11 protein-coding genes and 2 tRNA genes are annotated in these 13,694 nt (G+C 73.5%); 2 read left to right on the plus strand and 11 right to left on the minus strand.

All coding sequences use genetic code 11. The features are described 5' to 3' along the window. Positions 1-29 precede the first annotated feature (29 nt). The 9 genes from ACI79G_RS22530 to ACI79G_RS22570 all read right to left on the minus strand — a co-directional run bounded on the left by ACI79G_RS22530 (position 30) and on the right by ACI79G_RS22570 (position 6,539). On the minus strand, positions 30-221 hold the full coding sequence (locus ACI79G_RS22530; protein WP_456883270.1) for a ferredoxin: 192 nt from the start codon (positions 219-221) through the stop codon (positions 30-32). After that, positions 221-1,510 (minus strand): cytochrome P450, encoded by a 1,290-nt coding sequence (locus ACI79G_RS22535; RefSeq protein WP_456883271.1) that lies wholly within the window; start codon positions 1,508-1,510, stop codon positions 221-223. Before ACI79G_RS22535 ends, ACI79G_RS22530 begins: the two co-directional genes overlap by 1 nt. A 130-nt stretch (positions 1,511-1,640) precedes the next feature. After that, positions 1,641-1,717: transfer RNA gene (locus ACI79G_RS22540), tRNA-Met, on the minus strand. Positions 1,718-1,751: 34 nt separating this feature from the next. Next, a complete protein-coding gene (locus ACI79G_RS22545) occupies positions 1,752-2,159 on the minus strand; it encodes an ANTAR domain-containing protein (RefSeq protein WP_456883272.1) in 408 nt (135 codons plus the stop codon). Between the two features lie 116 nt (positions 2,160-2,275). After that, complete coding sequence (locus ACI79G_RS22550) at positions 2,276-3,199, minus strand: ABC transporter permease (protein WP_456883273.1); 924 nt, start codon at positions 3,197-3,199, stop codon at positions 2,276-2,278. A gap of 3 nt (positions 3,200-3,202) precedes the next feature. Beyond that, positions 3,203-4,396, minus strand: coding sequence for a quaternary amine ABC transporter ATP-binding protein (locus ACI79G_RS22555; protein ID WP_456883274.1), 1,194 nt, complete (start codon positions 4,394-4,396; stop codon positions 3,203-3,205). Positions 4,397-4,407: 11 nt separating this feature from the next. Further along, on the minus strand, positions 4,408-5,367 hold the full coding sequence (locus ACI79G_RS22560; RefSeq protein WP_456883275.1) for a glycine betaine ABC transporter substrate-binding protein: 960 nt from the start codon (positions 5,365-5,367) through the stop codon (positions 4,408-4,410). Positions 5,368-5,503: 136 nt separating this feature from the next. Continuing rightward, positions 5,504-6,403 (minus strand): TauD/TfdA dioxygenase family protein, encoded by a 900-nt coding sequence (locus ACI79G_RS22565; protein WP_456883276.1) that lies wholly within the window; start codon positions 6,401-6,403, stop codon positions 5,504-5,506. Positions 6,404-6,449: 46 nt separating this feature from the next. Further along, entirely contained in the window at positions 6,450-6,539 is a 90-nt protein-coding gene (locus tag ACI79G_RS22570) for a putative leader peptide (RefSeq protein ID WP_456883277.1), read from the minus strand. Between the two features lie 158 nt (positions 6,540-6,697). Between ACI79G_RS22570 and fxsT (ACI79G_RS22575) the strand changes: the two genes are divergently transcribed. Then, on the plus strand, positions 6,698-9,403 hold the full coding sequence (gene fxsT, locus ACI79G_RS22575; RefSeq protein ID WP_456883278.1) for an FxSxx-COOH system tetratricopeptide repeat protein: 2,706 nt from the start codon (positions 6,698-6,700) through the stop codon (positions 9,401-9,403). A 58-nt stretch (positions 9,404-9,461) separates the two neighbouring features. On the opposite strand, the gene ACI79G_RS22580 is transcribed toward fxsT (ACI79G_RS22575), so the two are convergent. After that, positions 9,462-10,007, minus strand: a complete 546-nt coding sequence (locus ACI79G_RS22580) for a hypothetical protein (protein WP_456883279.1) — start codon at positions 10,005-10,007, stop codon at positions 9,462-9,464. A 464-nt stretch (positions 10,008-10,471) separates the two neighbouring features. Here ACI79G_RS22580 and fxsT (ACI79G_RS22585) point away from each other — a divergent pair, with 464 nt between their 5' ends. Next, positions 10,472-13,264 (plus strand): FxSxx-COOH system tetratricopeptide repeat protein, encoded by a 2,793-nt coding sequence (gene fxsT / locus ACI79G_RS22585; RefSeq protein WP_456883280.1) that lies wholly within the window; start codon positions 10,472-10,474, stop codon positions 13,262-13,264. A gap of 214 nt (positions 13,265-13,478) precedes the next feature. On the opposite strand, the gene ACI79G_RS22590 is transcribed toward fxsT (ACI79G_RS22585), so the two are convergent. Next, positions 13,479-13,555 (minus strand) — tRNA-Met (locus ACI79G_RS22590). Positions 13,556-13,694: the final 139 nt, after the last annotated feature.

Raw genomic sequence — 13,694 nt, forward strand, 5'->3', positions numbered from 1 at the left:
GCGAGCGGTGGGGGCAGGGGGTCCTTCTCTCAGTCGGCGAGCCCCAGCGCCCCGGTCGGGCACCGGGCGACGGCGTCCCGGACGGCGTCCTCGTCGGCCCGTCCCGGCTGCGGCCGCAGCACCCGGACGACGCCGTCCTCCCCCACCTCGAAGACGTCCGGGGCCAGGAGCTCGCAGGTGCCCGATCCGACGCAGCGGTCGAGGTCGGCCTCGACGCGCATCAGCGCCCTCCACCCAGCCGGGCCGGCAGCCGCTTGACGCCGTTGACGAACGACGACCGCAGCCGGTCCGGCTCGCCGGTGACCTCGAGGTCGGGCACCTGGTCGAACAGCGCCCTGAAGGTCACCGCCAGCTCCCGGCGGGCCAGGTGCGCGCCGAGGCAGAAGTGCGGCCCCTTCGACCCGAACCCGACGTGCGGGTTGGGGTCACGGGCCAGGTCGAGGACCTCCGGGTCCCGGAACACGGCCGGGTCGCGGTTGGCGGCGGCGTAGAGGAGCAGGAACTTGTCGCCCTCCCGGAACCGGTGGCCGTTCACCTCGCCGTCCCGGGTGGCGGTGCGCCGCATCCAGGTGACCGGGCTGGTCCAGCGCACCACCTCCTCGACGGCGGTGCGGTCCAGCCCCGGGTCGGCCGCCCACCGCGCCCGCTGGTCGGGGTGCTCGTGCAGCGCCAGCACACCCTGGGAGATGGCGTTGCGGGTCGTCTCGTTGCCGGCGACCAGCAGCAGGATGAAGAACGAGGCGATCTCCTGGTTCGACAGCCGCTCGCCGTCGACCTCGGTGGTGACCAGCGCGGTGGTGAGGTCCGACCGCGGTCGCTCCAGCCGCTCGGCGGCCAGCCGCTCCATGAGACCGGCGAGCTCCATGCCTGCCAGCAGGAAGGCGGTGACCGGGTCGTTCTCGTCCTCGATGAGCTCGGGGTCTCCGCCGGAGAGGATGACGTTGGACCGCGCGAGGACCATGGCCCGGTCCTCCTCCGGGACGCCCATCATGTCGCAGATGACCCGCAGCGGGATCGGTGCGGCGATGTCCGCGACGACGTCGATCGACCCGGCCTGCGCCTCCGCCGTCCGCCGGGCGCGGGCCAGCACGTCGTCGACGACCGCACGGACGCCGTCCACCAGCTGCTCGAGCATGCGCGGGGTGAAGGCCTTGGAGACGATGCGCCGGATCTTGGCGTGCCGGGGGTCGTCCATGCTGATCAGCGAGCCGTAGAACTCGTTGAGGTCGGCCGGGACGTCGGGGATGGAGACCGCGCCGCGGCCCGAGCAGAAGAGCGCGGGCTGGGAGCTGATCGCCTCGAGGTCGGCGTAGCGGGTGACGGCCCAGTAGCCGGGCCCCACCGGGATCCCCGGCAGCTCCGGCTCGGCGAAGAAGGCGAAGGGCCGCTCCCTGCGCAGGGCCGCGAAGGTCGCGTACCGAACCGACGGCGGGCCGATCCACCAGTCCCGGTCCGAGAGGTCGACCGCGTCCAGGTCGACGGATCCGGGTGGAACGGCCTCGACGGTCACGGGTGCCCTCCCTGGGAGCGTGGGTGACCGCGACGTTAGGGAGCCGGCCGGTGACGCACAACACCCTCGCGGCGGCCGGCCGCCGGACGACGGAGGGCCCGGTCACCGTGGTGACCGGGCCCTCCGTACGTGGTAGCGGGGACAGGATTCGAACCTGTGACCTCTGGGTTATGAGCCCAGCGAGCTACCGAGCTGCTCCACCCCGCGTCGGTGACACCACCATACACGTCCCGCCGGGACCTCAGACCGTGCCGGTGTAGACGACCTGTTCGGCCACCTGCGCGAGCCGGACGTTCCGCCGCATGCTCTCCTCCCGGAGCAGCTCGAAGGCCTCTTCCTCGGGGACGTGCAGCCGCTCGATCAGGATGCCGATGGCCATGCCGATGCGGCGGTTGCTCGTCAATGCCCGTTCCAGGTTGCCGGCCCGCTGCTCGGCCGTCTCCGCCCGGGTGCGCAGCTCGGCCAGCTCGGTGGCACTCGGCGCGGCGGCCGACTGCTCACGGCGGCCGGTGAGCTCCCGGCTCCGCCGCCGTCTGGCTTCGACCTGGACGCGCAGTTCGGCGGCGCGGACCCGTGCCTCGTGGTTCCGGGCCCGCAGCGCCCGCACATCCGCGGACGACGGGTCGTCGGTCTCGGTGCTGTGGGTCATCGGGGGGCGTCGGCTTCCTCGGGCGCGGGCAGCAGGGGCACGGGGCTGGACCTCCACTGTAGTGACTCCAGGATGTCCACCACCCCGGCCTGCCGCCGCCGACCGTGGGCGGGCCGTCAGACGGGCTCCGGCGCACCGGCCCGGGCCGGCTCCCCGGCGTCCGACGCCGTCCTCCCGGGCAGGGTCCGGCGCGCCCGGCCCCGCACCAGCCGCGACAGGGCCGTGGTCTGACCGAACGCCGCCGTCAGCCGGTCGAGGAAGACCGCCAGCAGGACGACGGCGAGCCCGCCCTCGAACCCGGAGCCGACGTCGAGCTGGGTCACCGCCCGCACCACGACCGCGCCGAGCCCGGCGGCGCCGAGCAGGCCGGCCGTGACGACCATCGACAGCGCCAGCATGATCACCTGGTTGACACCGGCCATGATCGACGGCAGTGCGAGCGGCAGCTGCACCTCCCGCAGCACCTGCCCGGGCCGGGCACCGAAGGCGTGTGCGGCCTCCACCACCTCCCGGTCGACCTGGCGGATGCCGAGCTCGGTCAGCCGGACGCCGGGCGGGATGGCGAACAGGATCGTCGCCACGACACCGGGCACGACCCCGACCCCGAAGAAGAAGACGGCCGGGATCAGGTAGACGAAGACCGGTGTCGTCTGCATGAAGTCCAGCACCGGGCGGACGACGACGCTGACCGCCCGGTGCCGAGCCGCCAGGATCCCGATCGGCACCGCGACCGCCGTGGCGATCACCGCCGCCACGAGGACCAGCGCGAGGGTCTGCATCGTCTCGACCCACAGCTCCAGCGACACCACCAGCAGGAACGCCAGGACCGTGTACAGCGCCAACCACGGGCCGCGCAGCACCAGGGCGAGCAGGGCGAAGACGACGATCCACACCACCGGCGGCGGGGAGACCAGCGCGTCGGTCAGGCCGTCGACGAGCACCTGCATGACGGCCGAGACGCCGTCGAACAGCCACGGCACCGTGGCCAGCAGCCAGTCGATGAGGTCCGACACCCACTGCCCCAGGGGGATGTGCGGCACGGTTCAGCCCTCCCGTCGCGCGGGGACGGCGGCCAGCGCGTCGAGCACGGCCGCCCGGGGGACGACGCCGAGCAGCCGGCCGTCGTCGTCCACGACCCCCAGCGGCACCGCGGAGCGGCCGACCAGGTGGACGAACTCGACGAGCGGGCGGTCCGGCGAGATCGTGGCGAAGTCGGCGACCAGCTCCCGCGGGCCGAGTGCCGTCCGGCCCTCCTGCACCGCGCGGGCCAGCAGGTCGTCGCGGGCCACCCCGGCGATCCGCCCGGCCTCGTCGAGCACGTAGACGCCGTTGGCCTCGGCGGCACCGAGGGCGCGCAGCACCTCCCCCGCCGGCTGCCCGAGCCGGGCGGTCAGCCGCGGATCACGCAGCAGGTCGCCCGCGGTGAGCACACGGGTCCGGTCGACGTCCGAGGTGAAGTCGGCGACGTAGTCGTCGGCCGGTGCGGAGATGATCTCCGGGCCGGTGCCCAGCTGCACCGTGCGCCCGTCCTTGAGCATCAGGATGCGGTCGCCCAGCCGCATGGCCTCGTTGAGGTCGTGGGTGATGAAGACGATCGTCTTGTGCAGCTCGGTCTGCAGCCGGACCAGCAGGTCCTGCATGTCGCGCCGGATGAGCGGGTCCAGCGCGGAGAACGGCTCGTCCATGAGCAGGACGTCGGAGTCCGCGGCGAGCGCGCGGGCCAGGCCCACGCGCTGCTGCATGCCGCCGGAGAGCTCGTCGGGCCGGGCGTCGGCCCGCTCGAGCAGCCCGACCGTCCGCAGCGCCCAGTCAGCTCGCTCCCGCTGCTCGGCCGCGGGGGCGCCGCGGACCTTGAGCGCGTAGGCCGCGTTCTCGCGCACGGTGCGGTGCGGGAGCAGCGCGAAGTGCTGGAACACCATGCTGACCCGGTCGTTGCGCAGCGTCCGCAGATCGGCGTCGCCCAGTGAGCGCAGGTCCTGGCCGTCGACCTCGACCGTGCCCGCACTGGGCTCGATCAGCCGGTTGAGCAGCCGGACCAGCGTCGACTTCCCCGACCCGGACAGCCCCATGACGACGAAGAGCTCACCGCGCTCGACGGTGAAGCCGACGTCGTGCACGGCCAGCGTCGAGCGGGTGCGGCGCAGGACCTCGTCGCGCCCCACCCCCTCGGCGGCCAGCCGCAGCGCCTCCTGCTCCCGCGGGCCGAAGACCTTGGTCAGGCCCGTGGCGCGCAGCACCGGCGGCACGGTCAGCCGATCCACTGGTCGATCTGGTCGGCGTGCCCGTCGACCCACTGGCGCGCGACCGTCGCGACCTCCTCGCCGTCGACGTCGACCTGCTTCTGCATCTGCTCCATCTCCTCGACGGAGATGCGCAGGTCGGTCAGCAGGTCGACGAAGGCCGGGGCCTGCTCGCGCAGCTCCGTGCTGACAGCGATGTTGGCGCTGTACGACGGCATCGCGCAGGCGCCGTCCCCCGTGGTGAGGCAGCCGTCGCTGTAGGGCGTGGGCTCCTCGAGCTGGACCATGTCGTACTGCGCGAACACCGCGTGCGGGTGGTACAGGTACAGCACGATCGGCTCCTCACGGCTGTAGCTGTTCTCCAGCTGGGCGAGCTCGGCCGCCTCGCTGGAGACGACGTGCTCCAGCGTGATCCCGTAGCCCTGGAGCCGCTTGGCGTTCTGCTCGGTGGTGATGTAGCCCGGGTCGGCGTCGTAGAACTTCCCGCCCAGCTCGTCGGCGTAGTCGTTGAGCTGGGTGACGCTGGTCAACCCCTCGAGCGGGCCGCCGGGCGCGACGGCGTAGGCGGGCACGAACCAGCCCTGCGAGGCGTCGCCGTAGGTCTCGGAGACGATCTGCACCCGGTCGGCGGCCTCGTCGGCGAGCTGCTGCTGGTTGGGCAGCGCGACCTCGGTGAGCAGGTCGATGTCCCCGCGCTGCGCCCCGGTCCAGGCCGCCGCCGGGTCGAGCTGCGTGGTGGCCAGCGAGGCGACGCCGAGGTCGGGGTGGTCGGCGGCGATCTCGCTCAGGATCGAGTTGGTCAGGCCGGCGGCGGTCCAGCTGAACTGCGCGGTCTGGACGGTGACGCCGCTCCCCCCGCCGGTGGCGCTCTCGGCGCCCTCCTCGGCGCTGCACCCGGCGACGGCGGCGGTGAGCAGGGCGGCGAGCGCCACCGCGGATGCGCGGGGACGGGTCGTGGTGCGCAGCATGGGGGTCTTCTCTCGTGTGGCGCCGGGGCGGGCTCGCCGGCGGCGGCGGGCGTACGGCGAGGCGCAGGCCCCTCCTGGGGACCTGCGCCTCACCGTGCGGTCAGTTCTCGGAGACGAGCGTCGTGCAAGTGCCCGGTCAGGCGCCAGTCGGACCGATCGGCTGGTCCCCCCGGAGCGTGATGCGGTGCATGACGCGTCGCTGGTCGCCGTAGTCGCGGTTGGCGTAGTGCACCGTCGAGCGGTTGTCCCACATGACGACGTCGCCGACCGACCAGCGGTGCCGGACGATGTGCTCCGGCTTGGTGATGTGCGCGTAGAACAGGTCGAGCAGGTACCGGCTCTCGGCGTCGGAGACGTCCTTGATGTGCGACACGAAGCCGGGGTTGACGAACAGCCCCTTGCGGCCGGTCTCCGGGTGCACCCGCACCACCGGGTGCTCGATCGGGACGAGGGCGCGGAACTCCTCGCCCTCCCACTTGGTCCGCTCCTCGCGCTGGGCGAGGTAGTAGCCGAACTCGCGCGTGCCGTCGTGCACCGCGACCAGCTGGTCGGCCAGGCGCCGGACCGGCTCGCTGAGCGACTGGTAGGCCAGCTCCAGGTCCGCCCACTGGGTGTCCCCACCCGTGGGCGGCAGGACGACCGCCCGCAGGACCGATCCCAGTGGCGGACGGCGGACGAAGGTGACGTCGGTGTGCCAGACGTCGGCGAAGCCGCCCGTGGCGCTGTCGAGCGCGTAGATCTCGGGGTGCTGCTCGTCGACACCGGGGACCACTGGGTGCGACTCGGTGACCTCGCCCAGGCGGCGGCCCAGCGCGATCTGGCCGTCGGGGTGCAGGTCGTGCTGGCCGGCGAAGAACAGCACCTTGTACTCGGCGAGGGCGGTCCGGATGGCGCGGACCTGGTCGTCGGTGACGCGGCTGAGGTCGACGCCGTGGACTCGGGCGCCGATGGACGGCTCGAGGCGCTCGATGTCGAGGAGCCGGCGCTCGGCGGCGGTGGAGGCGGGCACGGTCGTGGGGGCAGCGAGCAGGGTCATGTGAGGGGACTCCGGTGGCGAGGTGGAACGGTTGGCTCGGACGGCGTCAGGCCGGACAGAGCGCGCTCGCGCACCGCAGCAGGTCGACGTGCCGGCGCTCGACGAGCGTTAACCGCACAATCCCGACCAACTGCATGGGGATTACCGTAGCGGATGTCCCCGTCCCCGTGTCAGAGGGGGTCCGTGTCCCTTCAGGCCCACGTGCACGCCGCAGTGGTCGACCGATGAGGCAGCCCCGGCATCCAAGTGGCCTCGGGTCTCGCGTACGGCGGGTGATGGGTGTAGCACTGGTGCGTGAGCGGTCGCGCGACCGACTTCTTCGTCAGCCACGCCGGTCGCGACACCGCGTGGGCCGAGTGGCTGGCCTGGCAGCTGCAGCAGGCCGGCTACCGCGTCGAGCTCGACGTGTGGGACTGGGCGCCGGGTGAGGACTTCGTGGCCCGGATGCAGCAGGCGCTGGAACGGGCGGACCGGCTGCTGGCGGTGTGCACCGAGGCCTACTTCACCTCCGCGTTCGGCGGCGCAGAGCTGCGCGCGGCGTTCGCGCAGTCCGCGGCGACGGAGGGCCGGATCGTGCCCGTGCTCGTCGAGCCGGTCACCCTGCCCCCGCTGTATGCGCCGCTGATCCACGTCGACCTGACCGGCGTGGACGAGACCACCGCGGCCGCGCGGCTGCGGGGCCGGCTGACCGGCGGTCGGCCGACGAGCGCGCCGCCTTTCCCCCGCGCGGGCTCCGCGTCGACGGACAAGCCGGGGTTCGCCGGCCGCTTGCCCGAGGTCTGGAAGGTCCCACCGCGGAATCCGCGCTTCACCGGCCGGGACGGCATGCTCACCGACCTGCGGCAGCGGTTGCGGTCGGGCGAGAGCACGCTGACTCTGCAGGCGCTGTACGGGCTGGGCGGGGTGGGCAAGACCCAGCTGGCCCTGGAGTACGCCCACCGGTTCGCCACCGACTACGACCTGGTGTGGTGGATGGACGCCGAGCAGCCGGTGCTCATCCCCGACCAGCTCGCCGCCCTCGCGGCCCGGCTGGACCTCACCTCCGGGGCGACGGTGACCATCACGGTGGAGCGGCTGCTGGCCGAGCTGCGCGTCCGGGACCGCTGGCTGCTGGTCTTCGACAACGCCGAGCGGCCCGGCGACATCGCCGACCACCGGCCCGGCGGCGGCGGGCACGTGCTGGTCACCTCTCGCTATCCCGGCTGGGGGGCGCTGGGTGGGCGGCTGGAGGTCGACGTGCTGGCTCGGGCCGAGACCATCGCGCTGCTGCGGGCCCGGATCCCGGCCCTGGGCGACGAGCTGGCCGACAAGCTCGCCGCCGAGCTGGGCGACCTGCCGCTGGCGGCCGCCCAGGCCGCCGGCTACCTGGAGCAGACCGACCTGCCACCGGCGGACTACCTGCGCCGCTTCCGCCACCGCCGCGCCGACCTGCTGGCCCGCGGTGATGTCCTGGGTTACCACGGCCGGGTCGACACTGCCTGGGCGCTCGCGCTGGACAGGCTGCGCGAGGAGGAACCGGCCGCGGTGCAGCTGCTGGAGCTAGCCGCCTTCCTGGCCCCCGAACCCGTTCCACTGACCCTGCTCAGCGACCACCCGGAGCTGCTGGACGAGCCGCTGCGCACGACCGCTGGGGACCCCGACGCCCTCGCCGACACCGTCGGCGCGCTGGTGGGCTACTCCCTCGCCCGCCGCTCCCCCGACGGCTTCCAGCTGCACCGGCTGGTGCAGACGGTGATCCGCCACCAGCTTCACCCTGATCGGCAGCAAGCCACCGAACAGGAGGTGGTGGCGCTGCTGGCCGCCGCCTCCCCCAGCGACCCCGAGGATCCGGCCAGCTGGGCTGGCTACGCGGCCCTGGCTCCGCACGTGCTGGCCACCGCCGCGCTCACCGATCACGCGCCGGCCAGCCGTCGGCTGGTCCTGGACACCATCTACTACCTGCAGGCCCACGGCGACAGCCACGCCAGCCGGGCCGTCGGCGAGCAGCTGTTCGACCGCTGGCGGGCGATCCTCAGCCCCGACCACCCCCACACCCTCACGGTCGCGAACAGGCTCGCACTGGCGCTGCTCTTGGTGGGACAGGTGGGGCCGGGCCACGCCCTGGCCCAAGACAACCTGCAACGCTGCCGCCAGGCGCACGGCATGGAGCACGCCACCACCCTGGAGGCGGCGGCCACCGTAGCCACGGCTCTCAATCAACTAGGACAGGCGGAGCTCGCCCGAACGCTGAGCCAGGACACCCTGCGGCGCTGCCACCTAGCACTCGGCCCGAATCACCTGATCACTCTCGGGACAGCGAGTGCCCTGATCGTCTCCCTCGTCGAGCTGGGCGAGATGGGATCGGCCTGCGAGCTGGGTGTGGAGATCCTGCAGCGTTGCCATCGCGTTCTCGGCCCCGACCACCTGACTGCCCTGGCGGCGGCAACCGCTCTCAGCCTCGCACAGGTCGGGTTGGGCGAGGCCGAGGCGGCCCGCACCCTGGGTCAGGACACCCTGCAGCGATGCCGACGAGTACTCGGGCCGGAGCATGTCAATGCACTGTGGGCGGCGGCTGCCCTCTCCCTCGCCCAGGTGCAGCTGGGCGAGTCAGAGCCAGCCCGTGCCCTGGGCCAAGACACCCTGCAGCGCTGTCGTCAGGTGCTCGGTCCCGACCATCCGACCACCCTGCTGGCGGCGGCCACCCTGACCGGTGCCCTGGTCGGGATCGGCGAGACCGAGGCAGCCCACACCCTGGGGCACGACACGCTGCAGCGCTGCCGCCGCATCCTCGGCCCCGACCACCCGATCACCCTGCTGGCGGCGGCCACCCTGACCGGTGCCCTGGTCGGGATCGGCGAGACCGAGGCAGCTCGCCCCCTGGGGCAGGACACGCTGCAGCGCTGCCGCCGCATTCTCGGCCCCGACCACCCGATCATGGTGTACCTGGCCCAAGCTGCCAGTGGTGACCATCCCGTGCCCGATGGTGATGCTGCTGCCGGCCGCCCGGATCGTCCGCTGTGAACGTGGACCTGCAGAACGCGTGCGCCTCGTCGTGGGAACGATGGGTCCCCAGCGCGGGTCAGGCCTGCGGCGGTGGTTCGCGCAGCTGGGTGACGGTGGCGGTCAGGTCCGGGACGCCGCAGGCGGCGGCCAGCAGGGCGGCGTAGTAGGTCAGCTGCTCCCGGGTCAGCTCCAGCTCACTCCGCAGCGCGCCGATCTGAGCCCACGCCTGCTCGTGCTCCCGTCGGGAGCGGCCCTCGGGCCGGGTGGCCTCCCACTCCTCCAGGGCCGGATGCCAGCGGGCCAGCACGGGCCTGAGCGCGAAGTTCAGCATCGCCACCGCCAGGAACGCCAGGTTGTACTGCCCGGCCGGCTTGGGCTCGGCCACCTGCGGCCCGGCCCGCCGCAGCACCTCCCGCGTGGTGGCGAACAGCGAGTACAGGCTGCTCATCGCCTCCCGGACCAGCCCCTCCCCCTCCCGCAGCGGCACCACCGCCACCCGGGTCAGCAGCTCCACGTACAGCTCCCAGGCCGCCCGGCGCTCCACCTCGTTGGGCTCCCACGTCCCCGCGATCTTGAACACCTTCAGGTCCAGCTCGACCTGCACGCTCTGCGGAGCCCGCACCGTCACCACCTCCCCAACGCCCACCTGCGGACGTTGCCGATCTACCCGGCGCAGGACGTCTCACCCTGCCGGAGCGGCCTCCTCGCTGACTCGGCGGAGGGTCCGTCGCCACGAGCGCCACGGCCACCTCCGCCGCATCGAGCTGCTCATCCAGCAGCCGGGTGAACTGCTCCTCCTCACCACGCTGCCGCCGCTGCTCGACCAGCACCGTCACGGCCGGCCCGGAGCGGGACTCGGTGCACGAGCCGCTTGCTGAACGGTCGGTCGGTGGCCGCGTCCACAGCGCGACGGCACGACGGCCCGCACAGGACGACCTCCTGCGCACTGGCCGACGGAAGGCCGGATCCCCCCACCTGAGACGGGACCTACGGCTCCCGTGTACCTGGTCGCGCGAACACCGAGTGCCTCGTATCAGGTTGGCCGGTTCGACGCTCGATCTCCTCAGTTGCGTGCAAGGAGAAGCCGTGACCGTGGGTGGGCCAGTGGGCGCTGCAGCTGGCGGCGCGATCTCGTGGCGCGTCAGCGGTGGGCGGACCGACTTCTTCATCAGTCACGCCGGGCGGGACACCGCCTGGGCGGAGTGGCTGGCCTGGCAGCTCGAGGAGGCCGGGTACACCGTCGAGCTGGACGTGTGGGACTGGGCGCCGGGCGAGGACTTCGTGACCCGCATGCAGACGGCGCTGGAGCGGGCCGACCGCCTGCTGGCGGTGTGCACCGAGGCCTACTTCGCCTCGGCGTTCGGCGGGGCGGAGCTGCGCGCCGCCTTCGCCAGGCGGGCGGGCGCGGAGGGGCGGATCGTGCCCGTGCTGGTCGAGCCGGTCACCCTGCCCACGTTGTACGCACCGCTGATCCACGTCGACCTGATCGGCCTGGACGAGGCCGCGGCGACGGCCCGGCTGCGGGATCGGCTGACCGGTGGGCGGCCCACAGCAGCGCCGCTGTTCCCGAGCGCCGGCCCCTCGCTGACGGACGAGCCGGGGTTCGCCGGCGGGCTGCCGGCGGTGTGGCGGGTGCCGCCGCGCAATCCGCACTTCACCGGGCGGGACGGCATGCTGGCCGAGCTGCGGCGGCGGCTGCGCGCCGGGGAGGGCACGCTGGTGGTGCAGGCGCTCCACGGCCTCGGTGGGGTGGGCAAGACCCAGCTGGCGCTCGAGTACGCCCACCGGTTCGCTGCCGACTACGACGTGGTCTGGTGGATCGACGCGGAGCAGCCGGTGCTCATCCCCGAGCAGTTCGCTCGGCTCGCCGAGAGCCTGGACCTTGCCGCCGGGGCGACGGTGACCGACACCGCCGACCGGCTGCTCGCCGAGCTGCGCCACCGCGACCGCTGGCTGCTCATCTTCGACAACGCCGAACGCCCGGCCGACATCGCCGCCTACCGGCCCGGCGGCGCCGGGCACCTGCTCATCACCTCTCGCAACCCGGGCTGGGGAGCCCTCGGCGGACGGATCGAGGTCGACGTGCTGGCCCGCGCGGAGACGATCGCGCTGCTCCAAGCACGGATCCCGGCCTTGAGCGAGGAGCTGGCGGACGAGCTGGCCGCCGAACTCGGGGACCTGCCGCTGGCCGCCGCCCAGGCCGCCGGGTACCTGGAGCAGACCGACCTCTCCCCTGCGCACTACCTGCGCCGCTTGCGCGAACACCGAGCAACCCTGCTCGCCCGCGGCGAGGTGGTCGGCTACTCCGGACGGCTCGACACCACCTGGGCGCTGTCCCTGGAGCGACTCAGGTGCGAGAACCGGGCCGCGGTGGCGCTGCTGGAGCTGGCCGCCTTCGTGGCCCCCGAACCCATCCCACTCCGCCTGTTCACCGCGCATGCCGCGTTGCTGGAGGAGCCAGTGCGCACCGTTGCCGCCGACCCCGACGCGTTGGCGGACACCGTCGGCGCGCTGGTCGGCTACTCCCTGGCCCGCCGCTCCCCCGACGCCTTCCAGCTGCACCGGCTGGTGCAGGCGGTCATCCGCCACCGGCTGACCCCTGAGCGTCAACGGGCCACCGCCGAGCAGGTGCTGGCGCTGCTGGTTGCCGCTCATCCCGGGGATCCGGACGATCCGGCCGGTTGGGCCGCTTACGCTGCCCTCGCCCCGCACGTGCTCGCCACCGCCCCGCGTGGGGATCGTTCCCCCGCCCACCGACACCTGGTCCTGGACACCGCCGCCTACCTGCAGGCCCACAGCGACAGCCACGCCAGCCGGGCCGTCGCCGAACCGCTGCTCGCCCGCTGGCGGGCGATCCTCGGCCCCGACCACCCCGACATCCTCACCGCCGCCAGCACCCTCACCCGTGCACTGGTGTCGCTGGGCAAGGCCGAGCCGGCCCGCAGCCTGGGTGAGGACACGTTGCGGCGGTGCGGCCGCGTGCTCGGCCCCGACCACCCCAGCACCCTGTCGGCGGCCGCCGCCCTGACCCGCGCTCTGGTCCAGCTGGGCGAGGCGGAGCCGGCCCGCGCCCTGGGCCAGGACACGCTGGTCCGCTGCCGTCGGGTGTTCGGCCCGGAGCACGCCAGGAGTCTGTGGTCGGCGACCGGCGTGACGCTCGCCCTTGCCCAGCTGGGCAAGGGCGAACCGGCCCGCGCCCTGGGCCAGGACACCCTGCGGCGCTGCCGCCGCGTGCTCGGCCCCGACCACGCCACCGCCCTGGCGGCGGCGGGTGCGCTGACGGCCGCCCTGGTCGAGTCGGGTGAGGCGGAACCGGCCCGCACTCTGGGCCAGGACACCCTGCAGCGCAGCCGCCGCGTGCTCGGCCCCGACCACGCCACCACCCTGTCGACGGCAACCGCCCTCACTCTGGCCCTGACCCAGGTCGGTGACGCGGAGGCGGCGTGCACCCTGGGCCAGGACACCCTGCAACGCAGCCGCCGGACGCTCGGCCTTGGCCACACCACGACCGTGAGGTCAGCAACGTCTCTGTCCCACGCCCTGGCGCAGCTGGGTGAGGCGGAGTCTGCCCGCGCTCTGGGTCAGGACACGCTGCAGCGCTGTCGGCGGGAGTTCGGCCCGGATCACTCGATCACCCTGTGGGCGGCGACCGGCCTCACCCTCGCACTGGGTCACCTGGGGGACGGCGCGACCGCCCGCATCCTGGGCCAGGACACCCTGCGACGCAGCCGCCGGGTGCTCGGCCCGGAACACCCACTCACGCAGTACCTGACCCAGGCCGCCAGCCGTTGCCACCTCCCGCCCGGTGGCGACGCCGCGGCCGACTACCCGAGTTCCGCCGCCGACAACGTGGACCCGTGGAACTCGTGCGCCTCGTGACGAGAAGGGTGACTTCCTGGGCAGAGCGGGTGGTGCGGCGCTCGATCTCCCCGGTCGTGCGCAAGAGAGGAGCCGTGACCGCGGGTGAGCCAGCGCGCCCTGCAGTCAGCGGTGCCACTCCGCGGTCGGACGTGGCCGACCTCTCCGGCAGGACGCGCGCAGCCACTGCACGCACCACAGGGGCCCTCACAGTCACTGTGAGGGCCCCTGTTCCTGGTAGCGGGGGCAGGATTCGAACCTGCGACCTCTGGGTTATGAGCCCAGCGAGCTACCGAGCTGCTCCACCCCGCGTCGGTGAGACCACCATACCCCCGTGGTCCCCCGGCGTGCAGCGGGGGGGGGGGGGGGGGGGGGGGGGGGGGGGGGGGGGGGGGGGGGGGGGGGGGGGGGGGCCCGGCGCGGGCCGGCGCGGCCCCGCGCCCCCCGGGCG

It is taken from the genome of Geodermatophilus sp. SYSU D00779 (assembly GCF_054050595.1).

Bases quoted from the DNA above. Each gene is read 5' to 3' on its own strand.
- ACI79G_RS22530 (WP_456883270.1), bottom strand. From the start codon at position 221: ATGCGCGTCGAGGCCGACCTCGACCGCTGCGTCGGATCGGGCACCTGC.
- ACI79G_RS22545 (WP_456883272.1), bottom strand. From the start codon at position 2,159: ATGACCCACAGCACCGAGACCGACGACCCGTCGTCCGCGGATGTGCGG.
- ACI79G_RS22560 (WP_456883275.1), bottom strand. From the start codon at position 5,367: ATGCTGCGCACCACGACCCGTCCCCGCGCATCCGCGGTGGCGCTCGCC.
- ACI79G_RS22565 (WP_456883276.1), bottom strand. From the start codon at position 6,403: ATGACCCTGCTCGCTGCCCCCACGACCGTGCCCGCCTCCACCGCCGCC.
- ACI79G_RS22570 (WP_456883277.1), bottom strand. From the start codon at position 6,539: ATGCAGTTGGTCGGGATTGTGCGGTTAACGCTCGTCGAGCGCCGGCAC.